At 67.1% G+C, this 24,965-nt stretch carries 24 protein-coding genes; 19 read left to right on the top strand and 5 right to left on the bottom strand.

Translation table 11 applies throughout. From position 1 onward, the window contains the following. Positions 1-42: 42 nt before the first annotated feature. From AC1M14_RS18885 to AC1M14_RS18870, 4 genes are all read left to right on the top strand, one after another. Entirely contained in the window at positions 43-465 is a 423-nt protein-coding gene (locus AC1M14_RS18885) for a BPTD_2524 family lipoprotein (protein WP_209166794.1), read from the top strand. 6 nt (positions 466-471) lie between these two features. Continuing rightward, positions 472-885, top strand: coding sequence for a hypothetical protein (locus AC1M14_RS18880; protein ID WP_102774762.1), 414 nt, complete (start codon positions 472-474; stop codon positions 883-885). Positions 886-992: 107 nt separating this feature from the next. Beyond that, positions 993-2,285 carry an aspartate carbamoyltransferase gene (locus AC1M14_RS18875; RefSeq protein ID WP_479730248.1) on the top strand — a complete coding sequence of 431 codons (1,293 nt, stop codon included), beginning with the start codon at positions 993-995 and terminating at the stop codon, positions 2,283-2,285. A gap of 144 nt (positions 2,286-2,429) precedes the next feature. Next, complete coding sequence (locus tag AC1M14_RS18870; RefSeq protein WP_479730247.1) at positions 2,430-3,854, top strand: diguanylate cyclase; 1,425 nt, start codon at positions 2,430-2,432, stop codon at positions 3,852-3,854. A 30-nt stretch (positions 3,855-3,884) separates the two neighbouring features. Here the strand turns inward: AC1M14_RS18870 and AC1M14_RS18865 are convergent, their stop codons facing one another. Continuing rightward, positions 3,885-4,784, bottom strand: a complete 900-nt coding sequence (locus AC1M14_RS18865; protein WP_102774759.1) for a recombination-associated protein RdgC — start codon at positions 4,782-4,784, stop codon at positions 3,885-3,887. Between the two features lie 150 nt (positions 4,785-4,934). Here AC1M14_RS18865 and AC1M14_RS18860 point away from each other — a divergent pair, with 150 nt between their 5' ends. Next, positions 4,935-5,144, top strand: a complete 210-nt coding sequence (locus AC1M14_RS18860; protein ID WP_102774758.1) for a hypothetical protein — start codon at positions 4,935-4,937, stop codon at positions 5,142-5,144. 381 nt (positions 5,145-5,525) lie between these two features. On the opposite strand, the gene AC1M14_RS18855 is transcribed toward AC1M14_RS18860, so the two are convergent. The 3 genes from AC1M14_RS18855 to AC1M14_RS18845 form a co-directional block, all read right to left on the bottom strand. Further along, positions 5,526-7,187 carry an MFS transporter gene (locus tag AC1M14_RS18855; RefSeq protein ID WP_479731820.1) on the bottom strand — a complete coding sequence of 554 codons (1,662 nt, stop codon included), beginning with the start codon at positions 7,185-7,187 and terminating at the stop codon, positions 5,526-5,528. Between the two features lie 197 nt (positions 7,188-7,384). After that, the gene (locus AC1M14_RS18850; RefSeq protein WP_102774949.1) at positions 7,385-8,761 is read right to left on the bottom strand and encodes a sensor histidine kinase; all 1,377 of its coding nucleotides are present in this window, start codon (positions 8,759-8,761) and stop codon (positions 7,385-7,387) included. 115 nt (positions 8,762-8,876) lie between these two features. Then, the gene (locus tag AC1M14_RS18845; RefSeq protein WP_062684519.1) at positions 8,877-9,566 is read right to left on the bottom strand and encodes a response regulator transcription factor; all 690 of its coding nucleotides are present in this window, start codon (positions 9,564-9,566) and stop codon (positions 8,877-8,879) included. A gap of 256 nt (positions 9,567-9,822) precedes the next feature. Here AC1M14_RS18845 and recA point away from each other — a divergent pair, with 256 nt between their 5' ends. Both recA and recX read left to right on the top strand, forming a co-directional pair. Then, positions 9,823-10,884, top strand: coding sequence for a recombinase RecA (gene recA / locus AC1M14_RS18840; RefSeq protein ID WP_102774756.1), 1,062 nt, complete (start codon positions 9,823-9,825; stop codon positions 10,882-10,884). A gap of 99 nt (positions 10,885-10,983) precedes the next feature. Beyond that, a complete protein-coding gene (gene recX, locus AC1M14_RS18835; protein WP_479730246.1) occupies positions 10,984-11,583 on the top strand; it encodes a recombination regulator RecX in 600 nt (199 codons plus the stop codon). Positions 11,584-11,592: 9 nt separating this feature from the next. Here recX and AC1M14_RS18830 read toward each other — a convergent pair whose 3' ends face one another. Next, positions 11,593-12,510 carry a LysR family transcriptional regulator gene (locus AC1M14_RS18830; protein ID WP_111827021.1) on the bottom strand — a complete coding sequence of 306 codons (918 nt, stop codon included), beginning with the start codon at positions 12,508-12,510 and terminating at the stop codon, positions 11,593-11,595. 140 nt (positions 12,511-12,650) lie between these two features. Here AC1M14_RS18830 and metE point away from each other — a divergent pair, with 140 nt between their 5' ends. The 12 genes from metE (at position 12,651) to ppa (ending at position 24,938) form a co-directional block, all read left to right on the top strand. After that, on the top strand, positions 12,651-14,948 hold the full coding sequence (metE, locus tag AC1M14_RS18825; RefSeq protein ID WP_479730245.1) for a 5-methyltetrahydropteroyltriglutamate--homocysteine S-methyltransferase: 2,298 nt from the start codon (positions 12,651-12,653) through the stop codon (positions 14,946-14,948). 161 nt (positions 14,949-15,109) lie between these two features. Continuing rightward, the gene (locus AC1M14_RS18820) at positions 15,110-15,712 is read left to right on the top strand and encodes a DUF2889 domain-containing protein (RefSeq protein WP_102774752.1); all 603 of its coding nucleotides are present in this window, start codon (positions 15,110-15,112) and stop codon (positions 15,710-15,712) included. Positions 15,713-15,722: 10 nt separating this feature from the next. Continuing rightward, positions 15,723-16,883 carry an ADP-forming succinate--CoA ligase subunit beta gene (sucC, locus tag AC1M14_RS18815; protein WP_102774751.1) on the top strand — a complete coding sequence of 387 codons (1,161 nt, stop codon included), beginning with the start codon at positions 15,723-15,725 and terminating at the stop codon, positions 16,881-16,883. 100 nt (positions 16,884-16,983) lie between these two features. Next, positions 16,984-17,865 carry a succinate--CoA ligase subunit alpha gene (sucD, locus tag AC1M14_RS18810; RefSeq protein ID WP_111827023.1) on the top strand — a complete coding sequence of 294 codons (882 nt, stop codon included), beginning with the start codon at positions 16,984-16,986 and terminating at the stop codon, positions 17,863-17,865. 249 nt (positions 17,866-18,114) lie between these two features. Next, positions 18,115-18,813, top strand: coding sequence for a TerC family protein (locus AC1M14_RS18805; protein ID WP_102774749.1), 699 nt, complete (start codon positions 18,115-18,117; stop codon positions 18,811-18,813). Between the two features lie 111 nt (positions 18,814-18,924). Beyond that, positions 18,925-19,644, top strand: coding sequence for a TerC family protein (locus AC1M14_RS18800; protein WP_102774748.1), 720 nt, complete (start codon positions 18,925-18,927; stop codon positions 19,642-19,644). Then, positions 19,631-19,753 carry a hypothetical protein gene (locus AC1M14_RS18795; RefSeq protein WP_258231509.1) on the top strand — a complete coding sequence of 41 codons (123 nt, stop codon included), beginning with the start codon at positions 19,631-19,633 and terminating at the stop codon, positions 19,751-19,753. The genes AC1M14_RS18800 and AC1M14_RS18795 overlap by 14 nt, the downstream gene beginning before the upstream one ends. 9 nt (positions 19,754-19,762) lie before the next feature. Beyond that, the gene (hemC, locus tag AC1M14_RS18790; RefSeq protein WP_479730244.1) at positions 19,763-20,710 is read left to right on the top strand and encodes a hydroxymethylbilane synthase; all 948 of its coding nucleotides are present in this window, start codon (positions 19,763-19,765) and stop codon (positions 20,708-20,710) included. 5 nt (positions 20,711-20,715) lie between these two features. After that, complete coding sequence (locus AC1M14_RS18785) at positions 20,716-21,516, top strand: uroporphyrinogen-III synthase (RefSeq protein WP_479730243.1); 801 nt, start codon at positions 20,716-20,718, stop codon at positions 21,514-21,516. Between the two features lie 37 nt (positions 21,517-21,553). Beyond that, a complete protein-coding gene (locus tag AC1M14_RS18780) occupies positions 21,554-22,744 on the top strand; it encodes a uroporphyrinogen-III C-methyltransferase (protein WP_102774947.1) in 1,191 nt (396 codons plus the stop codon). 8 nt (positions 22,745-22,752) lie between these two features. Further along, positions 22,753-24,375 (top strand): heme biosynthesis HemY N-terminal domain-containing protein, encoded by a 1,623-nt coding sequence (locus AC1M14_RS18775; RefSeq protein ID WP_479730242.1) that lies wholly within the window; start codon positions 22,753-22,755, stop codon positions 24,373-24,375. 32 nt (positions 24,376-24,407) lie between these two features. Further along, positions 24,408-24,938, top strand: coding sequence for an inorganic diphosphatase (ppa, locus tag AC1M14_RS18770; protein WP_102774745.1), 531 nt, complete (start codon positions 24,408-24,410; stop codon positions 24,936-24,938). The last annotated feature ends 27 nt before the right edge of the window (positions 24,939-24,965 follow it).

Genomic DNA, 24,965 nt, shown 5'->3' with positions numbered 1-24,965 from the left:
CATAATCTTGCAATCCGAATCTATCTCTGAGCGGGAAGTGTCATGCGCAAGTCTGTGTGGGTGGGAGTGGCGGTCGCGGCCTTGTTGGCCGGCTGCGCAAGCAGGGGGGTCTACGAGTCCGATGCCGTATTGAAGGAGACCTTCGTCGTCAATACCAACTACGAGGCGGCGTTTCGCCGCGCCGGCGAATACGTGCGCGTCTGCCACGTCCAGGTGCAGCACGCCTACAACGTCGCCTATGCCTGGCGCAGCGTGAAGGGCGAAAAGGGCGCGCCGGACGAGGTGCAGCTCTATAAGGTGACGGAGCCTGCCAAGGTGCTGGAGCTGATTACCGCCGAGACCGACACGCCTTCCACCTCCAAGGTGACCGTCACCGTGCTGGGCGAGGACCGCTGGGACCAGGCGGAGCTTGCCGCCGCCAAGGCCTCGATCCAGAGCGCAACGCCCGTCTGCCGCCAAGGCTGAGCGACCATGGACGCCCGTTCCCAGCAGATCCGCGCAAGCGCCATGTCGTTCTCCCTGCTGGCCGGGGCGTTCCGCTTCCTGGGCTGGCTCAACGGCGGGGCGGCGCTGGTGGTGACGGCCTTTCTGCTGGGCATCGTGGGCGGCGAGGTCGCCGCGCCCGACCTGCAACTGCCGCTGGAACTGCTGCTCGGCGGCCTGCTGGCCAGTTGCCTGGGCCTGTTGTTCGCCTACCTCGCGCAGGTCAGCCTGTTGCGCCAAGGCTACACCGGACATCTGACGCGGGCCCATCTGCCCGCGCAGCTTCTGGCCATGTTCTGCTACCTGCTCAGCGCGCTGGCCTTCTGCGCCGCGTGCTGGGTGGCGGCCGCGCAGGCGGTGGTGGACCCTCCGCAGATGACGGCGGCGCTGAGCCCGCGCTGAGCCGACTGCATCGGGGTTTACCCGTGTGCGCAAAAGTGTTGGACTTGAGTTTGTGTTGAGAATAATATGCGCGTTGCGTATATAAATCCTCTGTCTCGGGGCCCGTCATGACCATTTCCCAGCAAGCCTTCCTGCGTGACGCCATGCGGCGCCTGAACCTCACGCGCGACGTTTTCGCCACCCGCATCGGCGTCAAGCGCCGCGCCCTGGATACCTGGCTGCTGCCCGAGGGCTCGCAGGAATTCCGCGCCATGCCGGAAGTGGTGCAGCGCTTCGTCACGGAAATCGTGCAGAACGGGGTCTTGCTGGAAAAATATACGCAAAGCGTACAAGAAGGGCCTCTGCGTGACCGTATCGCGGTGGAAGGCAAGCACCAGCTGCTGTCGGTGGACCAGTTCACCCGCGAATCGGTCGAGGACCTGTTCCGCGTGGCCGACATGATGCAGCCCATCGCGCGTCGCCAGAAAGTCTCGCGCGTGCTCGAGGGCGCCGTGCTGGGCAACCTGTTCTTCGAGGCCAGCACGCGCACCCGCGTCAGCTTCGGTTCGGCGTTCTGCCGCCTGGGCGGCTCGGTGTGCGACACCACCGGCTTCACCTTCTCGTCCATGGCCAAGGGCGAATCCATTTACGACACCAGCCGCGTCATGAGCGGCTACGTCGACGCGATGGTCATCCGCCATCCGGAGCAGGGCTCGGTCGCCGAGTTCGCGCGCGCCACCAACATTCCGGTGGTCAACGGCGGCGACGGCCCGGGCGAACACCCCAGCCAGGCCCTGCTCGACCTGTACACGATCCTCACCGAGTTCTCGCGCCTGGGCAAGCTGCTCGACGGCGCCCACATCGCGATGGTCGGCGACCTGAAGTACGGCCGCACCGTGCATTCGCTGATCAAGCTGATGGCGCTGTACAAGAACGTGAAGTTCTCGCTGATCTCGCCCAAGGGCCTGGAAATGCCGGCCTACATCATCGAGCAGGCCAGCCGCAACGGCAACATGATCGAGCAGAAGAGCTCGCTGGCCGAAGGCCTGGCCGGCGCCGACGTGATCTACGCGACGCGCGTGCAGAAAGAGCGCTTCGCCAACGAAGAGAACGAAGGCTACACGCCCGACTTCCAGATCAACCGCGCCATCATCGACGCCTATTGCAGCCCCGAGACCATCGTCATGCACCCGCTGCCGCGCGACAGCCGCCCGGGCGCCAACGACCTGAGCGTGGACCTCAACCACGATCCGCGCCTGGCGATCTTCCGCCAGACCGACAACGGCATTCCCATCCGCATGGCGATCTTCGCGGTGCTGCTGGGCGTGGAAGGCCTGGTGCAGCACTCGATGCGCGACGTGACGTGGCGCCATCCCTCGCATGTCGGGCCGGACGATTCGACTTTCCACGGCCTGGATTGATCCCCGACCGGTGAAATAGTCCTGCGGCACGGTCGGGCAGTCGGCCGGGCCGCCGCGATTTGAAGCATAATCCGCGCTGGTTTTTGTCTGCCGCGTGTCGCATTCTGCTCCCGGGGCACGCCTTAGCCCTCGGGGGGATTATTCATGTCTATCAGCAGCTTCGGCATTCCGTCTTCTCCGGATCGATCCGAGGCCATGCCTGCCCAGGCTTGCTACCTCAGCGCGTCGCACGAAGCGGCCTGGGTGGCGGTCTACCAGTCGGTCGACGCCTATACCCGTGGCCAGGTCGCCGCGGTGGTGGGCGACAGCCTGCCGCAACTGGTCGATACCTTCTATTCCGTGCTGCTGGCCGACAACGAAGCCGGCCCGCGCCTGTCCCACGACATCGTGGCCACGCGCCTGCACAGCGGCATGACGCACTGGCTCAAGGGCCTGCTGTGCGTGCGCGGGCAGGGCGACATCGGCGCCCTGATGGCCACCCAGAAGAAGGTGGGCGAGGTGCACGCCCGCGTCCACATTCCCATGCACCTGGTGATGGTGGGCGCGCGCATCCTCAAGAACGAGATCGCGCAGCGCCTGCGCGCCAGTGACCTGGACGGCCTGGCGGCCTCCGTGGCCACGCAATACGTATGCAATCTGTTCGACCTGGCGGTCGAGCAGATGAGCCGCGCGTTCATGCGCGACGTCAGCCGCGGCGCGCGCAACGACGAAGCCTACCGGCTGTTCGCGCTGGGGCAGAACATTTCCACCGAACGCGAACGCCAGCGCGCCGCGCTGCTGGAATGGAGCCAGGCCGTGCTGATCGGCCTGCACTATCGCGCGCCGGGCCAGGCGCTGCCGCGCCTGGCCGCCTCCGAATTCGGGCTGTGGCTGCAGCACAAGGGGGCGGCGATGTTCGAAAGCGCGCCGGCCCTGCAGCAGATCACCGAGGCCGTCGCGCAACTGGATCGCGACGTGCTGCCGCGGCTGATGGACGGCGCGGCCGCGTCGATGACGGACCACGTGCGTGAACTGCAGGAGCTGGTGGCGCGCATCAAGCACCTGCTCAACGGCCTGTTCGACATGGTGGCCGAGATCGAGAGCGGCAGCGACCCGCTGACCAACGTGCTGAACCGGCGTTTCCTGCCTTCGGTGGTCAGCCGCGAAATCTCGATCGCGCAGCGCCAGCGCACCGAGTTCTCGGTGCTGCTTTTGGACATCGACCATTTCAAGGCCATCAACGACCAGCACGGCCACGCCGGGGGCGACCAGGTGCTGCGCCAGTTCGCCCAGGTGCTGCATCAGTCGTGCCGCTCCAGCGACTTCGTGTTCCGCTATGGCGGCGAGGAATTCCTCATCGTGCTGGTGGACGCGGGACGCGAAGCCGCCCTGGCCACGGCGCAGAAACTGGGCGCGGAGGTCCGCCGCCAGGAATTCAGCGTGGCCGAGGCCGGCCCGCTGCGGATCACGGCCAGCATCGGCGTGGCCACGTTCGATGGCCACCCCGATTACGCGTATCTGATCGATCGCGCCGACAAGGCGCTGTACCGGGCCAAGCAGGCCGGGCGGGACCGCAGCGAGGCTGCGTAGGATGGGCGCCGGCCCGGGCCGGCGCGCGTTTCAGACCTTCTTTTCGCCGCCCAGCGCGTCGACCAGCTCGGCCATCATCTTGGCCAGTTCGCCCGTCATCAGCATCATGTCGGAATCGAACTTCTCGTCGTCGTTGGCGGCCATGCCTTCGTTGCCTTCCTTCAGCACGTCCAGCGGCGCGACGCGCTTGATGTCCAGGCCTTCGGTCAGCACGAAGGAGATGCGGTCGGCCCAGGTCATGGCTAGACGGGTGCACTGCTTGCCGGACTGGATGTGGCGGCGCACGTCGTCGGCGTCGATGGAGTGCTTGACGTAGCGGATGGCCGCGCCGCTTTCGCCCGAGGAGCGCAGCTCGGTGTCCTGGTCGATGGAGAAATTGACGGGGGCTTCGTCTTCGGCCAGCCAGCCGGTCATGGCCGAGGCGGGCGACTGGGCCACGTACAGGTTCTCCAGCGGGAACGGATCGACGGTCTTGGCGAGCAGGCCGATGACTTCGTCGGCCTTGGCCGAGGCCGCGGCGTCGATCACCAGCCAATGGTTCTGCGTGTCGATCCACACGCGGGTGTCGCGGTACACGCTGAAGGCGCGCGGCAGAAGCTCGTCGGTGACGCGCTCCTTGATTTCCTTCATCTGCTTGCGGCCCGGCTTGTAGCCTTGCTGCTCTTCGATTTCCTGGGCGCGGGCCTTGGCGACCTGGTTGACCACGGTGCCGGGCAGCAGCTTCTTTTCGGCGCGCAGGCTGAGCAGGATCTGGCCGTTGACCACGTGGGCCAGGCCGCCGTTTTCACGCGGAGGCACCCAGCCCAGGCTTTGCATTTCCAGGTTGTTGCCGCTCTGGTAGGCGTGCCGCGCCAGCGTTTCTTCAAGCGGCTCGCCGATCAGCGTCCACGGCGAGGAGAGGCGATAAATCTTGAGATTCTTGAACCACATGAGCGTCGGCCAAAAGGGGTGATTCTATACGACGCGCAGGCTTTGCCGAAGCGCTGCAATACGGAAGCGCGATGCGACACCTTCTGTCACTGACAGCCGCCGGGCTATGCGCTAATGTCCGCGGCAGCAACGTCGCACTGGAGATAACAAATGAAGATCGTTGGCGTCATCCTGATCGCCCTGGGCATCGCCGCCCTGGCTTACAAGGGCTTCAATTACAAATCCGAAGAGACCGTGCTGCAGATCGGATCGGTCAAGGCCACGGCCGAGACCGAGAAGTCGGTGCCGATTCCCGCCTGGGCCGGCATCGCCGCCATCGTGGCGGGCGTGGTGGCGCTCGGCGTGGGCATGCGCCGCTGATTCCGGCAGGCGCGGGCGGCCGGCATGCCGGCCTTGAAATGGCGGCCCCTTGCGGGCCGCCATTGTCGCTTGCGTACGCCCGGAACAAAAAAAAGCGGCCCGGCTCAATAAAGGCCGGGCCGGTACGGGAGCACACGATGCCGCGTCATAAAAGGCTCGCGGGGAACGCGGCATCGGTGTCAGAACACTGGCCCTGCAATCGCCCGACAGGGGGATCAATCGTCGGTCGATCTTGCGCAAGACCGTAATCTGAGCGCCCAGTCTAATGGCGCCGGTCTGACATGGTCCTGAATCTGCGGCCAAAAAAAAAGCTCCCTGTTAAGGAGGAGCTTCTAAAGGCCGGGCGGGCGCAGCAGTCCCGTCCGGCGGGGGATGGAAGGTTCAGGCGTTGATGTCGTTATCCTTGGTTTCGCGGATGAACAGGGTGCCGATGACCAGCGTCATGACGGCGATGATGATCGGGTACCACAGGCCGTCATAGATGTTGCCGGTCGCCGCGACCACCGCGAAGGCCACCGGGGGCAGGAAGCCGCCGAACCAGCCGTTGCCGATATGGTAGGGCAGGCTCATCGAGGTGTAGCGGATGCGGGTCGGGAACATCTCCACCAGCATCGCGGCGATCGGGCCGTACACCATGGTCACGTAGATCACCAGGATGGTCAGCAGCACCACCACCATGACCTTGTTGGTCTGGGCCGGATCGGCCTTGGCCGGATAGCCGTGGTCGCGGATCGCGGTGGTCAGCGCCTTGTCGAGTTCGGCGGCCTTGGCCTTGAATTCGGCCGGCGGCAGGGCCTTGCCGTCGAACGAGGTGAACTCGTCATTGCCGATCTTGACCTTGGCGACCGAGCCGGCCGGCGCGGACTGGTTCTCGTAGTTCACGGAGTTCCGGGCCATGAACGACTTGACCACGTCGCACGAGCTGGTGAAGGACGAAGTGCCCACCGGGTTGAACTGGAACGAGCACGTGGCCGGATCGGCGATCACGGTGACCGGGGCCGAGGCCTGGGCCTTTTCCAGCGCGGGGTTGGCGAAGTGGGTCAGGCCCTGGAAGATCGGGAAGTAGGTGACGGCGGCGATCAGGCAGCCGGCCATGATGATGGGCTTGCGGCCGATCCTGTCCGACAGCGCGCCGAAGATCACGAAGAACGGCGTGGCGATCAGCAGCGCGATCGCGATCATGATGTTGGCCGTGTTGGCGTCGATCTTCAGGGTCTGCGTCAGGAAGAACAGGGCGTAGAACTGGCCGGTGTACCAGACCACGGCCTGGCCGGCGGTCAGGCCCAGCAGCGCCAGGATCACGACCTTCAGGTTCTTCCATTGGCCGAACGATTCGGCGATCGGCGCCTTGGAGCCCTTGCCTTCTTCCTTCATGCGCTTGAAGGTCGGCGATTCGTTGAGCTGCAGGCGGATCCACACCGAGATGCCCAGCAGGATCACCGAGATCAGGAACGGAATGCGCCAGCCCCAGGCCTTGAAATCGTCTTCGCCCATGAACGTGCGGATGCCCAGGATGACCAGCAGCGACAGGAACAGGCCCAGCGTCGCGGTGGTCTGGATCCACGAGGTGTAGAAACCGCGGCGGCCGTGCGGCGCGTGTTCGGCGACATAGGTCGCCGCGCCGCCGTACTCGCCGCCCAGCGCCAGGCCCTGCAGCAGGCGCAGGCCGATCAGGATGGCCGGGGCGGCGATGCCGATGCTGGCGTAGCTGGGCAGCACGCCGACCAGGAAGGTCGACAGGCCCATGATCACGATGGTGACCAGGAAGGTGTATTTACGTCCGACTAGGTCGCCCAGGCGGCCGAACACCAGCGCGCCGAAAGGCCGCACGGCGAAACCCGCCGCGAAGGCCAGCAGCGCGAAGATGAAGCCCGCGGTGGGGTTCACGCCGGAGAAGAAGTGCTGCGCGATGATGGCCGCCAGCGAGCCGTACAGGTAGAAGTCGTACCACTCGAAAACCGTGCCCAGCGACGACGCAAAGATGACGCGGCGCTCATCCTTGGTCATTGGGCGCGGACCCGCGGAAGGGCCGCGGCCTGCCATGGTTGTTGTGCTCATGATGTCTCCTCGTTTTTGTTGCCGGCGGTGGTCCGCCGTGCATTGCCCTCCGCCGGCGGCACCGACATCGAGAGCTATGTGCAACATTGGGGGGCGAGGCTGACGGGGTTCTGACGGAACCCTTACTTGGATCTTAAAATTGAAACAAAATGATTCTGCCGCGGGGGGCGCTAGGGATATTCCTAGCTGTCCAGCGGCTCCGGCGAGTCGTCATAGGACGGGAAAATCACGCGCACGCGCATGCCGGGCAGGGAGGAATGCGCCGTCGGATGGTCATGGATCTCGACGCTGGCCTGGTGCTTCTGCGCGATCTCGCGCACGATGGCCAGGCCCAGGCCGCTGCCGTCGGACAGGGTGCCCAGCACGCGGTAGAAGCGGTCGAACACGCGCTCGCGTTCCTCGGGCGGGATGCCCGGGCCGGAGTCCTCCACCTCCAGTACGGCATGGCCGCGCAGCGACTGCACCCGCACCGTGATGTGGCCGCCACGAGGCGTGTAGCGCAGCGCGTTGTCCACCAGGTTGTTGAGCAGCTCGGCCAGCAGCAGGGGATTGCCGTTGATTTCGACCGGCGCGTCGGCGCCTTCGAAACCCAGGTCGGTGCTGAGCGACAGCGCCTGCGGCACCCAGTGCATGGCCTGCTCGTAGGCGATGGCGTTGAGGTCGGTGCGCGCCATGCCGATGGCGCTGGGATTCTCGGCGCGGGCCAGCAGCAGCAACTGGTTCACCAGGCGGGTGGCGCGTTCCGAACCGGTCACCAGCTGGCGCAGGCTAGACTGCATTTCTTCCGGGCTGGCGTCGCGCAGGGCCAGTTCCGCCTGCGTGCGCAGGCCGGCCAGCGGCGTCTTCAACTGGTGCGCGGCGTCGGCGACGAAGCGGCGCTGCGCCTGCACGTTGGACGAGAGCCGGTCCAGCAGGTCGTTCATGGCCGCCACCAGGGGCGCGATCTCGGACGGCGCGGCACGCTCGTCGATGGGGGAAAGATCGTCCGGCCGGCGCGCGCGCAGCCGCTGCTGCAGCGCGTTCAGCGGGGCCACGCCGCGCGACAGCCCGAACCACACCAGCAGCACCGCCACCGGCAGCACCACGAACTGCGGAATGATCACGCCCTTGATGATGTCGTTGGCCAGCTGGGTGCGCTTTTCGACGGTCTCGGCGGCGATCAGCAGCGCCGGCTGCGTATTCGGCAGATGCAGGTCCACCCAGGTGAACGCCAGCCGGATGCCGAAGCCGCGCAGGGTGGCGTCCTCGTATTGCACCTGGCCGGGCTGGGGCTGGCCCACGCTGGACGGCAGGGGCAGGGCGCGGTCGCCGCCCAGGTATTCGCCGCGGCTGCCCAGGGCCAGCCAGAACACGCTTTCGGTCTCGTCGGCGTGCAGCACTTCGCGCGCGGCGTCCGACATGCGCAGCACGGCGCGCCCGTCCTGCGCATGGACCTGCCGGGTCAGCACGTAGAGATTGTTGGCCAGCGCGCGGTCGTAGGGCACGTTGGCGATGTTCTGCGCCACCACGTAGGTGATCGCCACGCTCATCGGCCACAGCAGGAAGAGCGGCGCCAGCATCCAGTCCAGGATCTCGCCCAGCAGCGAGCGCTGGGGCGGCGCGAAGCTCGGGCCCTTGGACCCGGCCTGCATGACATCCAGTGCTTCCTGATTGAGCGCTTCCGGATGCGCGGGATCAGCTGGCGAGGTAGGCCGCACCCTGGTCCCGCTCAAGACAATAGCCCAGCCCGCGCACGGTCACGATCTTCACGCCGCTGGGCTCGAGCTTCTTGCGCAGGCGGTGCACATAGACCTCGATGGCGTTGGTGCTGACTTCTTCGCCCCATTCGCAGAGATGGTCGACGAGCTGGGTCTTGCTGACCATGCGGCCGCTGCGGGTCAGCAGGATTTCGAGCAGGCTGACTTCGCGCGCCGACAGGTCCAGCGTCTGGTCGTCCACCATGGCCACGCGGCCGGTCTGGTCGAACAACAGCCGGCCGTGCTTGAGCAGCGTCGCGCCGCCGCCGGCGCCGCGGCGGGTCAGCGCGCGCACGCGGGCCTCGAGCTCGGACAGCGCGAAGGGCTTGGCCATGTAGTCGTCGGCGCCCAGGTCCAGGCCCTTGACGCGCTGCTCGATGCTGTCGGCGGCGGTCAGGATGAGCACGGGCAGGGCGGAGTTGCGGGCGCGCAGCCGGCGCAGCACTTCCAGCCCGGCCAGCTGCGGCAGGCCGAGATCCAGGATGAGCAGGTCGAAAGCCTGGGCCGCCAGCGCCGAGTCGGCCGCCAGCCCGTCGCGCACGGCATCCACGGCGTAGCCGTTGTGGCGCAGCGAGCGGGACAGGCCGTCGGCCAGGATGCTGTCGTCTTCGGCGATCAGGATACGCATGGGCTACAGTAGAAGAAACACGGTCCGGCGCTGCGGGGACGAAACGCCGGGCTCGCCTGGGATTCTGGCATATGGCTTGCGGCTTGCCACTCAGGGTATACGTGCAAAACAGTGGCACACTGTTTTTTTGTACAGTACAATCCGATGCCATAATCTAGCTCCGCGGCAAAACCCGCAATCCCGCCGAACCAGCATCACCCCGCTACAACATACGTTACAGACCACGTCACAGACGGGACTACAGACAGGACTTTACATGGACGACAAAACCACCAAGGCCGCCGCTTCGGAAAAGGCCAAGGCGCTTGCCGCCGCGCTTTCGCAGATCGAAAAGCAGTTCGGCAAGGGCTCGATCATGCGCTACGGCGACAACGAGGTATCGCACGACATCCAGGTGGTTTCCACGGGCTCGCTCGGGCTGGACATCGCGCTGGGCGTCGGCGGCCTGCCGCGCGGGCGCGTGGTCGAGATCTACGGTCCGGAATCCTCCGGCAAGACCACGCTGACGCTGCAGGTCGTGGCTGAAATGCAGAAGCTCGGCGGCACCTGCGCCTTCGTCGACGCCGAACACGCGCTCGACGTGCAGTACGCCGCCAAGCTGGGCGTGAACCTGTCCGACCTGCTGATCTCGCAGCCGGACACCGGCGAACAGGCGCTGGAAATCACCGACGCGCTGGTGCGCTCGGGTTCGGTCGACCTCATCGTCGTCGACTCGGTGGCGGCCCTGGTGCCCAAGGCCGAAATCGAAGGCGAAATGGGCGATTCGCTGCCCGGCCTGCAGGCGCGCCTGATGAGCCAGGCGCTGCGCAAGCTGACCGCCACCATCAAGAAGACCAACTGCATGGTCATCTTCATCAACCAGATCCGCATGAAGATCGGCGTGATGTTCGGCAACCCCGAAACCACCACCGGCGGCAACGCGCTCAAGTTCTACTCCTCGGTGCGCCTGGACATCCGCCGCATCGGCTCGATCAAGAAGGGCGACGAAGTCGTCGGCAACGAAACCCGCGTCAAGGTCGTCAAGAACAAGGTCGCGCCGCCGTTCAAGCAGGCCGAGTTCGACATCATGTACGGCGCGGGCATCTCGCGCGAGGGCGAAATCATCGACCTGGGCGTGGCCGCCAACGTGGTGGACAAGTCCGGCGCCTGGTACAGCTACAACGGCAACCGCATCGGCCAGGGCAAGGACAACGTCCGCGAATACCTGAAAGAGCACAAGGAACTGGCCATCGAGATCGAGAACCGCGTGCGCGAGAACCAGGGCATCGTGAGCCGCGCGGCCGAATTCGTGCCCACGGCCGAAGACACGGCCGAGTAAGCCGTCGGCCGGCGGGTCCTGCCCGCCGCCGATCCGGCCCACAGACTCGCGGCAGGCGCCAGCACGGGCCTGCCGTCATTCATGGCAAGCAGGAAACGCATGAGCTGGAAACCGCCGCCCACCTCAGCCGACCGCCTACGCGCCAGGCTCGATGACGAATTCGAAACCGTCGCCAGGCCCGAGGGCCTGCGCCGGACTTCGGACGCCCGGCGGGAGCAGGCGCAGGATGCCGAAGACGACGCCAAGCCGGCCGCCCGCAAGGGGCCGTCGCTGAAGATGCGCGCCGTGGGCTATCTGTCGCGGCGCGAGCACGCGCGCGGCGAACTGGCCCGCAAGCTGGCCGCCCATGCCGAGGACCCGGCCGAGGTCGAGGCCGTGCTCGATTCCCTCGAAAAAGAAGGCTGGCTGTCCAACGAACGCTTTGCGCAGGGCCTGGTCCACCGGCGCGCGGCGCGCCAGGGCACGGCGCGCATCGTCCAGGAACTGCGCCAGCATGGGGTGGACGACAACCAGGTCGCCGAACTGCGCGACCAGCTGCGCGCCACCGAATACGAGCGCGCCCTGGAAGTCTGGAAAAAGCGTTTCCAGGCCCGGCCGCAAGACCGCGCGGCCTACGCCAAGCAGGCGCGTTTTCTGGCCAGCCGCGGCTTCGCGCACGACGTGATCCGCCGCATCCTCGGCGAAGGCGACGAGGACTGAGCCGGCCGGCTATTTCGCCGACTTGATCCCGGACAGCGTCCTGAAGCACACGTCGCGCGTGATGGTCAGGAATTCATCGATGTACGACGCGTCCGTGTCCTCGCTGCGCACCGTGGCGTAGAGCGTGCGCCATACGCCTTGCGGCCCCAGCCGGCACAGGCGCAGCCACCCCTGGTTCATGTATTCGGTCAGCGCCCAGTTGGGCAGGGCGGCCACGCCGCGGTTGCTGGCCACCAACTGCGCGATAATGGGCGTCAGCTCCGCCTTGCGCACGGCCGCGGGCTCCACGTCGGCCGGGTCGAGAAAGGCCGTGAAGACGTCCAGGCGTTGCCGGTCCACCGGATAGGTGATGAGGGTCTGGTCGGCCAGCTGCTCGGGCAGCACGAACTTGCTGCCCGACAACGGATTGGAGTCCGAGACCGCCAGCACCAGCTCGTACTTGAACAGCGGCAGGTATTGCACGGCTTCCAGCGGCTGCGGGTCCGAGGTGATGACCAGGTCGAGGTCGCCGCGCACCAGCGCGGGCAGCGGCGCGAACGAAAACGCGGCCGACAGGTCCAGCGCCACGTCCGGCCACTGCACGCGGAACGCGTCCAGCGCCGGCATCAGCCACTGAAAGCAGGAATGGCAGTCGATGGCCAGGTGCAGCCGCCCACTGCGGCCGGCCGCCAGCCGCTGCAGCTCGCGCTCGGTGGCGCGGATGCGGGGCAGCACCTCGTCGGCCAGCGCCAGCACCCGCAGCCCGGCCGTGGTCAGCCGGGCCGGCCGGGTGCGGCGGTTCAACAGCGGCGTGCCCAGTCGGGTTTCGAGGTCGCGCAACTGGTGCGACAGGGCCGATTGGGTCAGGTGCAGGCGTTCGGCGGCCTCTTGCAGGCTGCCGCCTTCGCGGATGGCCGTCAGCGTTTCCAGGTGGCGGATTTCGAGCATGGGAATACAGGCAAATGGAATAAGCGCATATTTTATGAGATTTCCTCATGTTATGAATGTAGAGATTGATTTTGACTCATATTGGTTTGGCCTCAGAATAACCGTCACTTGAACAAAATTTGTTATCCGACGGTATTGCCATGACTATCATTCATAATTTGGGGTTCCCCCGCATCGGCGCCCAGCGCGAACTCAAACGCGCCGTCGAGACCTATTGGGCGGGCAAGCAAAGCGCCGCCGAACTCGAACAGACCGGCCGCGAGCTGCGCGCCCGACACTGGCAGCTGCAGGCCGACAGCGGCCTGGCCTTCCTGCCCGTGGGCGATTTCGCCTGGTACGACCAGATCCTGGAATGGACCGCGCTGCTGGGCGCCGTGCCCGCGCGCTTCGGCCAGAAGGACGGTGAACCGGTTTCGCTGGACACGCTGTTCCGCATGGGCCGCGGACGCGCGCCGTCGGGCAAGCCCGCCGCCGCCTGCGAAATGACCAAGTGGTTCGACACCAACTACCACTACATCGTGCCGGAACTGGTCCCCGGCCAGACCTTCCGCATCGCCCGCGAATCGCTGTTCGAGCAGATCCAGGAAGCCCAGGCGCTGGGCCATGCCGTCAAGCCGGTGATCCCGGGCCCGCTGACCTGGCTGTACCTGGGCAAGGGCGACGCCTACGCCGAAGGCGCGGCCGACGAGCGCAAGCTGCAGCTGCTGGCCGCGCTGCTGCCCGTCTACCAGGAGGTGCTGGCGCGCTTCGCCCGGCTGGGCGTGCAATGGGTGCAGATCGACGAGCCCATCCTGGCGCTGGACCTGCCGCAAGCCTGGCGCGACGCTTTCGGCGCGGCCTACGCGGCGCTGTCGGCCAGCCCGGTCAAGCTGCTCGCCGCCACCTATTTCGACGGCCTGAAAGACAATCTCGCCACCGCGCTGGGCCTGCCCGTGGCCGGCCTGCACGTGGATCTGGTGCGCGCGCCCGAACAGCTGGCGCAAGTGGCCGCCGGCCTGCGCGGCGACCAGGTGCTCTCGGCCGGCGTCATCAACGGCCGCAACATCTGGCGCACCGACCTGGACGCCGCCATCGCCGCGCTGGCGCCGGTCAGGCAGCAGCTGGGCGAACGCCTGTGGCTGGCGCCGTCGTGCTCGCTGCTGCACGTGCCGGTGGATCTGGCGCATGAAACCGAACTGGACGCCGAACTCAAGAGCTGGCTGTCCTTCGCCGCCCAGAAACTGGACGAGCTGAGCCTGCTGGGCCGTGCGCTGGACGGCGGCGAAGCCGCGGCCGTGCAGGAAGCCCTGGCCAGCCAGCGCGCCGCGCTGGCCGCGCGCCGCGCCTCGGCCCGCATCCACAACCCGGCGGTCGCCCGGCGCATGGCCGCCGCCGCCGAGGTGTCGCGCGAGCGCGCGCCGTTCGCCGGCCGCATCGCCCGCCAGCAGGAACAACTGGGCCTGCCGGCCTATCCGACCACGACCATCGGCTCGTTCCCGCAGACCGCCGAAATCCGCGCCCTGCGGCGCGACTGGAAGGCCGGCGCGCTGACCGACTCGGCCTACGAAAACGCCATCCGCAAGGAGATCGAGGAAGTCATCCGCTTCCAGGAAAAAGTGGGCCTGGACGTGCTGGTGCACGGCGAGCCCGAGCGCAACGACATGGTGGAATACTTCGGCGAACTGCTGGCCGGCTTCGCGTTCACCAGGAACGGCTGGGTCCAAAGCTACGGCTCGCGCTGCGTCAAGCCGCCCATCATCTTCGGCGACGTGGCCCGCCCGGCGCCCATGACCGTGGGCTGGTCGTCGTACGCGCAGTCGCTGACCGACAAGCCGGTCAAGGGCATGCTGACCGGCCCGGTCACCATCCTGCAATGGTCCTTCGTGCGCGACGACCAGCCGCGCGAGCAGACCTGCCGCCAGCTGGCGCTGGCGCTGCGCGACGAAGTGGTCGACCTGGAGGCCGCCGGCATCAGCGTGATCCAGATCGACGAGCCCGCCATCCGTGAAGGCCTGCCGCTGCGCCGCGCCGACTGGCAGGCCTACCTGGACTGGGCGGTGGACTGCTTCCGCCTGTCCACTGCCGGCGTGCGCGACGAAACCCAGATTCACACCCACATGTGCTATTCGGAGTTCAACGACATCATCGAATCCATCGCGGCGATGGACGCCGACGTCATCACCATCGAGACCTCGCGCTCCAACATGGAGCTGCTCAAGGCCTTCGAGGACTTCCGCTATCCGAACGACATCGGCCCAGGCGTGTACGACATCCATTCGCCCAACGTGCCCGAGGTGGACTGGATGGTCGGCCTGATGGAGAAGGCCGCGGCGCGCCTGCCCAAGGAACGCCTGTGGGTCAATCCGGACTGCGGCCTGAAGACGCGCGCCTGGCCCGAAACCGAGGCCGCGCTCATCGGCATGGTGCAGGCCGCGCGCGCGCTGCGCCAGGCGGCCTGACCGCACCAGCGTCCCCTATTTTCGGGAGCGTCGGACCGCCCGGCGGGGGCAACCCTGCCGGGCGGCTGGTTTCTGGGGGAGTCATAGCCGCCTGCGCTATACTTTCAAGGTTTTGTTGCCGCGCACCATGCGCAGGCCATTTTTGCCTCGCAGGCCCCAGCATGCCCTTGCCACCGCCGGATTACCCTCGCCAGCCCCTGCACACGCGTTCCATACGCGTGCAGTCGTACGCGCGCGACGACGGTCTGTGGGATCTGGAAGCCGAACTGATCGACGTCAAGGCGTACGATTTCCCCAAGCGCGACGGCGAGATGTTCAAGGCCGGGCAGCCCATCCACCACATGCACCTGCGCATCACCATCGACGCGAATTTCGAGATCGTGGCCGCGCAGGCCGTCTATGACGCCGCGCCTTACGGCGCGCATTGCATGGCCATCGAACCGGCTTACACTGATTTGGTCGGCATGAACCTGCTCAAGGGGTTTCGCCGACAGGTCAAGGAGCGGTTCGGGCACGTGGAGGGCTGTACTCACATGACCGAGCTGTCGCAGGTGCTTCCCACCGCGGCGGTCCAGACCATGGCCAACCGCCGGCGGCAGGAAAACAACCCGAACCGGCGTCCATTCCAACTGGACGGCTGCCATGCGCTCAGCACCGGCGGCCCGGTCGTGGCTGAGCACTATCCCAAGTGGTACACCGGGGGTAGCGCTGAGGCATCGGCCGATTCGGCTACCGATTCACCCTCTCTTACTCATACGTCCTGACAGGTAACACATGAAAATCCACGAGTATCAAGGCAAGGAACTGCTGAAGCAATTTGGCGTCCCGGTGCCGCGCGGGATCCCCGCTCTTTCCGTCGACGAGGCCGTGGCTGCCGCTGAAAAGCTGGGTGGACCGGTGTGGGTCGTCAAGGCGCAAATTCACGCGGGCGGCCGCGGCAAGGGCGGCGGCGTGAAGCTGGCCCGCTCGATCGAGGACGTGCGCAAGCTGGCCTCCGAAATCCTGGGCATGCAGCTGGTCACGCACCAGACCGGTCCGGAAGGCCAGAAGGTCCGCCGCCTGTACATCGAAGAAGGCGCGGACATCCAGAAGGAATACTACGTGTCGCTGGTCACCGACCGCGCCACCCAGAAGGTCGCCTTCATCGCCTCCAGCGAAGGCGGCATGGACATCGAGGAAGTGGCCCACTCCACCCCCGAGAAGATCATCACCGAATACATCGATCCGCTGACCGGCCTCTCGGCCGAACAGGCCACCAAGATCGCCAACGCGATCGGCCTGCCCGCCGACTCCACCGCCCAGGCCGTGGACGTGTTCCAGAAGCTGTACCAGTGCTACATGGACACCGACGCCTCGCTGGTCGAGATCAACCCCCTGAACCGCGACAGCAAGGGCAACATCATCGCCCTGGACGCCAAGTTCAACTTCGATTCCAACGCCCTGTTCCGCCACCCGGAAATCGTCGCCTACCGCGACCTGGACGAAGAAGATCCCGCTGAAATCGAAGCCAGCAAGTTCGACCTGGCCTACATCCAGCTCGACGGCAACATCGGCTGCCTGGTCAACGGCGCCGGCCTGGCCATGGCCACCATGGACACCATCAAGCTGTTCGGCGGCGAGCCGGCCAACTTCCTGGACGTGGGCGGCGGCGCCACCGCCGAAAAGGTCACCGAAGCCTTCAAGATCATGCTCAAGAACAAGGGCGTGAAGGCCATCCTGGTCAACATCTTCGGCGGCATCATGCGCTGCGACGTCATCGCCGAAGGCGTGATCGCCGCATGTAAGGCTGTCAACCTGAACGTTCCGCTGGTCGTCCGCATGAAGGGAACCAACGAAGAACTCGGCAAGAAGATGCTGGCCGACTCCGGTCTGCCGATCATCAGCGCCGACACGATGGCTGAAGCCGCCACCCGCGTCGTAGCCGCCGTCAAGTAAATATGCCCCCACGCCGCGCCCTTCGGCTTGCTGCCCCCCAAGGGGGCGTCCTGCACCTTGGGGCGGCCCGGCGGTACAAAGAAAATCCAAGGATTCACAAATGTCGATTCTGATCAACAAGGACACCAAGGTCATCACCCAGGGCATCACGGGCAAGACGGGCCAGTTCCACACCCGCATGTGCCGTGAGTACGCCAACGGCAAAGCCGCCTTCGTGGCCGGCGTGAACCCCAAGAAGGCCGGCGAGGACTTCGAAGGCGTGCCCATCTTCGCTTCGGTCAAGGAAGCCAAGGCTGACACCGGCGCGACCGTCTCCGTCATCTACGTGCCGCCGGCTGGCGCCGCCGCGGCCATCTGGGAAGCCGTCGAAGCCGAGCTGGACCTGGTCATCTGCATCACCGAAGGCATTCCCGTCCGCGACATGCTGGACGTCAAGAACCGCATGAAGGCCAAGGGCAGCAAGACCCTGTTGCTGGGCCCGAACTGCCCCGGCCTGATCACCCCCGACGAAATCAAGATCGGCATCATGCCGGGCCACATCCACCGCAAGGGCCGCATCGGCATCGTCAGCCGCTCGGGCACCCTGACGTACGAAGCCGTGGCGCAAGTCACCGAGCTGGGCCTGGGTCAATCCAGCGCCGTCGGCATCGGCGGCGACCCGATCAACGGCCTGAAGCACGTCGACGTGCTGAAGATGTTCAATGACGATCCCGACACCGACGCCGTCATCATGATCGGCGAAATCGGCGGTCCGGACGAAGTCAACGCCGCGCAGTGGGCCAAGGACAACATGAAGAAGCCGGTGGTCGGCTTCATCGCCGGCGTCACCGCCCCTCCCGGAAAGCGCATGGGCCACGCCGGCGCGCTGATCTCCGGCGGCGCCGACACCGCCGACGCCAAGCTGGAAGTCATGGAAGCTTGCGGCATCCGCACCACGCGCAACCCCTCCGAAATGGGCAAGCTGCTCAAGTCGGTGCTGTAAGCCTTTCGGCCACGCACAAAAAAGCGCCCCTCGGGGCGCTTTTTTTTCGTGGCCTTAGGGAAATCCCGTGTCCACGTCACGGCCGGGCAACCATACGGAAAGCTGAACGAAACTATAATGAAAGAAAATCCAGCGCGTACCAAGCAAGAATGCCGTCGAGCTCGCAACCAGGCGGTCAGTACGTTTCAACTTTAAATTCACCCATTCATTTGGTTCGTCCTAGGGGGATCACACCTAGGAAAGAGAGGCATGGAACTCAGTTCAGCGGCATTCTGGATCGCATTGCTCCAGATCATTTGGGTCAACATACTGCTATCCGGCGACAACGCCGTGGTCATTGCGCTGGCGGCGCGCTCGCTACCGCCGACCCAACAAAAGAAAGCGATCGTGATCGGCTCGGCCGCTGCGATCATCATGCGTATCGTGCTGACGCTGGTCGCGGCCAAGCTGCTGCTGCTGCCCTGGCTCAAGCTCATCGGCGCGCTGCTCCTGGTCTATATCGGCGTCACGCTGCTGCTGCCGGAAGGCGAGGAAGACGGCGCGGGCAAGAATCACGGCAATCTGCTGACCGCCATCCGCACCATCATGATCGCCGACCTGGTCATGAGCCTGGACAACGTGGTGGCCGTGGCCGCTGCCGCGATGGGCGATACGACCTTGCTGGTCGTGGGCCTGGCCATTAGTATTCCGCTGGTCATTTTCGGCAGCACGCTGCTGCTCAAGGTCATCGAGCGCTTCCCGGTTATCGTCTGGGTGGGCGCGGCGCTGTTGGGCTTCATCGCCGGCGAACTGCTGGTGGGCGACCCGGCGCTGCAGGAACCGGTGGCGCGCATCGACGCGGCGCTGGGCATGACGCAGCACAACTTCGCGCTGATGACCGGCGCGCTGGGCGCGCTGCTGGTATTGGCGATCGGCAAAGTTTTGCTGATGCGCCAGAAAGCTGACTGAAAGCTGAATTATAATAGTTTGTTGTACTGAATAACCCCGCCGCGCCTGGCGCGGCGGGCTGGCCGGCTCGGGACCGGCCATTCTTTTCATAATGCTCTCCGGGGGTTCATAGTGCTTGAGTTTTTCCAGACGCTGAGTTGGGCAGCGGTATTCCAGATCATCCTCATCGATATCCTGCTCGGCGGCGACAATGCGGTCGTGATCGCGCTTGCCTGCCGCAACCTCGCGCCCAAGCAGCGCATGCAAGGCATTCTGTGGGGCACCGCCGGCGCCATCCTGTTGCGCGTTGTGCTGATCGCCTTTGCCCTGACGCTCCTGTCGATTCCGTTCCTGAAGGTCGTCGGCGGCATCCTGCTGCTGTGGATCGGCATCAAGCTCCTGATCCCCGAAGAGGACGCGCACGGCAACGTGAAGGGCGGCACCTCCATCGCCGCCGCCATCAAGACCATCATCATCGCTGACTTCGTGATGAGCCTGGACAACGTGATCGCCATCGCCGGCGCGGCCCAGAACGCCCACGCCGACCACCAGATCGGCCTGGTCGCCTTCGGCCTGATCGTCAGCGTGCCCATCATCATCTGGGGCAGCACCCTGGTGCTCAAGCTGATCGACCGCTATCCGCTGGTCGTCACCTTCGGCGCCGCGCTGCTGGGCTGGATCGCGGGCGGCATGCTGGTCACCGACGTTGTTGTCGAGCGTCAATTCGGCGTTCAGCCCGCTGCGGTTAAAATCGGCGCAGAAATCATTGGCGCCTTGCTCGTTGTTGTCATTGGACGGTGGCTGGCAAGCCGCAAAAACGCCTCCAAGGAATCAGCACATGAGTCTGCGTAGATCCACCGATCCCCAGCAATCCGAATCGGGCCTGAGCCTGCTTCAAGGCCTGTTCGTGCTGGCCATACTCGGTGTCATTGCGACGGTCGTCGTCTCCAACTTCGTTTGATGACGCCTCGTGTCTCTACCGCAACGCCTGGTCATCGCGACCCGCGCCAGCCGGCTTGCCCTGTGGCAGGCCGAGCATGTGCGCGACCGGCTGCGCACGCTGTACCCGGCGTGCGCGGTTGAACTTCTCACCCTGACGACCCGAGGCGACCAGATCCTCGACCGCACCCTGTCCAAGGTGGGCGGCAAGGGTCTGTTCGTCAAGGAGCTCGAAAACGCGCTGCTCGACGGGCGCGCCGATCTCGCCGTCCACTCCCTGAAGGACGTGCCGGTGGATCTGCAGGCCCCGTTCGAGCTCTGCGCCGTCCTCGATCGCGCCGATCCGCGCGACGCCTTCGTCTCCAACCGCTACGCCTCGCTGGCCGACCTGCCGGCGGGCGCGGTGGTGGGCACCTCCAGCCTGCGGCGCGAATCGCAGATCCGCGCGCGCCATCCGGCGCTGACGGTCAAGCCGCTGCGCGGCAACCTCGACACGCGCCTGGGCAAGCTCGACCGCGGCGAGTACGACGCCATCGTGCTGGCCGCCGCCGGGCTGGAGCGCCTGGGCCTGGCCTCGCGCATCCGCGGCCTGCTCGAACCGGCCGACAGCCTGCCGGCGGCCGGGCAGGGCGCGCTGGGCATCGAAATCCGCGACGACCGCGACGACATGCGCGCCTGGCTGGCGCCGCTGGCCAGCGCCGACACCACCGCCTGCGTGGTGGCCGAGCGCGCCGTGTCGCGCAAGCTGGGCGGCTCCTGTCAGGTGCCGCTGGCGGCCTACGCCGAGATCGAGGCGGGCACCCTGTCGCTGCGCGCGCTGGTGGCCTCGCCCGACGGCACGCGCATGGTCCGCGCCGTGCGCAGCGGCCCGCTGGCCGATGCGCAGTCCATCGGCGAGGCGGCGGCGCAGGAATTGCTCGACGCGGGCGCGCAGGACATTCTGCGCGAACTGCTGCAAGACGACGCCCGGCCGGACTGATGGCCATGACGAGCGCCCCGCGCATCGCCGTGCTGACGCGGCCCGCGGGCCGCAACGAGGCGCTCGCCGAGCGCCTGCGCGCCGCGGGCTGGACGCCCTGCATCCTGCCCGCGCTGGAAATCGAGGCGCTGCCGGCCGAGCCCGGCGCGCTGCCGCGCCCGTCGGACTACGACATGGTCGTGTTCGTCAGCGGCAACGCCGCCCGGCTGTACCTGGAGCAGTGGTTCGAAGCCGACGGCGCGTCGGCCTGGCCGGCCGGCGTGATCGCCGCCACGGTCGGTCCGGCCAGCGCCCGGGCGCTGCGCGAATCGCCCGCTTTTGGCGCGAATACAACAGTTTTGCATCCATCCGGAAACGCGCCCAGCCATGATTCCGAGGCCCTCTGGGAAGTCCTGCAGGGGCTGCCCGCGCTGCCTCGGCGCGTGCTGCTCGTGCGTGGCACGCAGGGCAGGGACTGGCTGGCCGACAGGCTGCAGGCGCACGGCGCGGCCGTGACGCGCTTTGCGGCCTACCTGCGCCGCCCGGCCCGCTGGGACGCCGATCGGCTCTCCCAGCTGCGGCAATGGGCTGCGGAGGGCCTGCGGGCCACCTGGCTGATCACCAGCGGGGAGGGCGCCGACGCGGTGCGCGCGCGCCTGGACGAGGCCGGCCTGGCGCCCTGGTGGGCGCGTTGCGGTTTCGTGCTGACGCATCCCTCGCTGGCGCGGCGCGTGCCGCCGGCCGCGCAAGACGCCGCGGACCGGTCAATGGTAAAAATCTGCTTGCCCAACGACGAGTCGATATTCCAGGCCTTTGTTGCTGCTTGATTCGTTGCTTCGGACCGACACCGAATACAATCGCGTCATGACAGACAAGACTCCCGCTACCGATCCGGTCGTTCCGACGGCCGCCCCGGGCGCAAGCGCGCCCGCATCGGCCCCGGCCGATCCCGTCAAGGCCCGTCCGGCCAAACGCGGCAGTGGCTCCCTGGTCACTGCCCTGGTCATCGTCATCCTGCTGGCTGCCGGCCTGGGCTATGCCCTGTGGAAGCAGCGCACGCAGTTCGTCTCCGCCGGGCGCGAGGTCGCATCGCGGCTCGACACCCTGGCCGCCGACGCGGCCCAGGCCCGCAAGGACACCCGCGAGGCCCTGGCCCTGGCGCAGGCCCAGGCCGGCCGCGTGGCCGAGCTCGAAGCCACCGTGCGCGAAACGCAAAGCCAGTACAACGCGCTTCAGCTGGCCTGGCAGAACTTCAACGACAGCGCCAGCGACGAACTGCTGGCCAACGACATCGAGCGCCTGCTGACCATCGCCAACCAGCAGCTGCGCCTGGCCGGCAACGTCTCCAACGCCATCGTCGCGCTCGAGACCGCGCAGTCGCGCCTGGCGCGCGCCGACCGTCCGCGCTTCTCCACGCTGCAGCAATCCATCAACGGCGACCTGGACCGGCTGCGCGCCGTGTCCACCGTGGATATTCCCGCCCAGTCGGCCCGCATCGAGCGCCTGGTGGCGCTGATCGGCAAGGCGCCGCTGCTGGTGCCCGACGCCGCCGCGCCGGGCGTCGCGCCCGCCGGCGAGGCCCGCCCGGCCGTGGCGGCGCCCTCGGTAGACCCGCAGGCCGGCCTGCCGGCCGACGCGCCCTGGTGGCAGCGCTGGCGCGCCGAGATGGCCTCCTGGCCCGGCCGCGCCGGTTCCGCGCTGGCGCATGAACTCGGCGGCCTGATCACGATCCAGCGCGTCGACGAGCCCGCGGCCCTGCTGCTGTCGCCCGAACAGGCCGACCTCGTACGCGGCTCGCTGCGCCAGCGCCTGCTGACCGCCCAGCTCGCCATGCTGATGCGCCAGCCCTCGGTCTGGAAGAGCGAACTCGACAACGTCGGCACCACGCTGGCCAAGTACTTCGACTCCCGTTCGCCCGACACCGTCGCCGCCCAGGCGCTGGCCCGCGAACTGGCCCAGACCGACATCGCCGTGCGCCTGCCCGACGTGGCCGACAGCCAGGCCGCCGTGGCCGCGCTGCGCGCGGCCGGCTTCAAGACCGGCGAGCAGGACTGAGGCGGCCTATGCGTACCTGGTTCTGGACCCTGCTGCTGGCCGTAGTCGCCGTCGCCCTGGCGGTGGTGCTGCGCTCGCATTCCGGCAACGTGCTGTTGCTGATCTGGCCGTGGCGCATCGAGATGTCGCTGACGCTGGCCGTGCTGCTGATCGTGGCGGCCTTCATCGTGCTGTACGTGGGCCTGCGCCTGCTGGCCTGGCTGCTGGCCATCCCCGACCGCGTGCGGGCCTGGCGCGGCAAGCGCGCGCAGGCGCGCGACCACGAATTGCTGGAGCGCGGCTGGATCGGCCTGCTCGAAGGCCGCTACACCACCGCCGAAAAAGACCTCACCAAGCTGCTGGACCAGACCAAGGTCCGCACCCGCCGCGTGCTCGCCGCCCTGTCGGCCGCCCGCGCCGCGCATGGCCTGGGCGAGTTCGACCGCCGCGACCGCCTGCTGGCGACCGCGCAGGAACAGGCCGGCGCCGAGCCGGGCCTGATCGAGGCCACCGCCACGGTCTCGGCCGACATGCTGCTCGACCAGGGCCGCGCCGAGCGCGCGCTGGCCGTGCTCGAACCGCTGGCCGACGGCGGCGCGCGCCACCTGCACACGATGCGCCTGCTGCTGCGCGCCCACGCCGCGCTGCATCACGACGAAGAGGTCTTCTCGCTGGCCCGCGGCCTGGTGCGCCGCAACGCCATGGCCCGCCCCGAGGCCGACCACCTGATCGACGCCTCCGGCTCGGCGCGCCTGCGCGCCGCCGCGGGCACCGAGAGCTGGCGCGCCATCTGGAAGGACCTGAAGGCCGAAGAGCGCCTGCTGCCCGAAATCGCGCTGGCCGGCGCGGCGGGCTTCGAGGCCGCCGGCGAGGCCAACGAGGCGGCCCGCGTGCTCGAAGCCGCCATCGCCGTGAAGTTCAATCCCGCCCTGGTGGCGGCCTACGCCCGCTGCGAGGCCGAACAGGTCTCGCGCCGCCTGGCGCGCGCCGAAACCTGGCTGCAGCAGCGTCCCACCGATCCCGACCTGCTCACGGCGCTGGGCATGCTGTGTCTGAACGGCCAGCTGTGGGGCCAGGCCGAGCGCTATCTGCTGCGCGCCATCAGCCGCCGCAGCGACGCGCAGACCCACGCGCTGCTGGGCAGCCTGTACGACCGCCTCGACCGTCCCGCTGACGCCGTGCGCCACTGGCGCCTGGCGACCGCCGCCAGCATGGCGCTGCCGGTGCTGGCCTCGGACGCCGCGCTGCCGGCTGCGGACACCGGCTCGGACCCGTACCGCGTGGACGCCGAAGGCGGCTATGCGGTGGGCCTGTCCGATGCCGACGGCGACGCCGACGTCGGCGGCGACTATCCCGCGCTGCCGCCGGCGGTGGCGGCCTCCGCCTCCGACTACGTGCTGGACCCCGACGCCCGCGTCAACAAGGAACAGCGCGAGCGCGCGCTCGCGCCGGAAGATGCGCCGCTGGCAGGCGGCAACACCTCCGACATCGACGAGTACTTCGACAGCGCCCCGATCCCGGCGGCCGCTTTCGACGAGCCCGTGCCCACCTACGCGCCGGCCACGCCCGCCGCGTCCAAACCCAAGCCCGCGCCGGCCCCCGCCGGCGTGCCGGCGACCAAGCCGCCGTTCAAGGACGACGGCTCGGTTTGAATATTCCTTCAGACACACAACAAGGTTGAACCATGAGCCTCGATCGCGTCTCCCCCGGCAAGAAGCTGCCGGAAGACTTCAACGTCATCATCGAAATCCCCATGAACGCCGACCCGGTCAAGTACGAGGTCGACAAGGACTCGGGCGCGATTTTCGTTGACCGCTTCATGCTGACCGCCATGCACTACCCGTGCAACTATGGCTACATCCCGCAGACCCTGTCCGAAGACGGCGACCCCGCCGACGTGCTGGTGCTGACGCCGTTCCCGATCCAGATCGGCGCCGTCGTGCGCTGCCGCGCCATCGGCGTGCTGGAAATGGACGACGAGTCGGGCGGCGACGCCAAGCTGCTGGCCGTGCCGATCGAAAAGCTGTACCCCCCGTACCGCAACATCAAGACCTACGAAGACCTGCCGGCCGAGGACATCGCCCGCATCCAGCACTTCTTCGAGCACTACAAAGACCTGGAGAAGGGCAAGTGGGTCAAGGTCAAGGGCTGGAAGGGCCTGGACGCCGCGCACGAGGAAATCGTCCGCAGCGCCGAGCGCTACGCCAAGGGCTGACCGGTTTCCGGGCCGCCGCCGCGGCGG

It is taken from the genome of Achromobacter sp. SX5 (assembly GCF_056711425.1).
The sequence above is the reverse complement of the archived record's forward strand: the minus strand, read 5'-3'. Positions and strand labels throughout refer to the sequence as shown.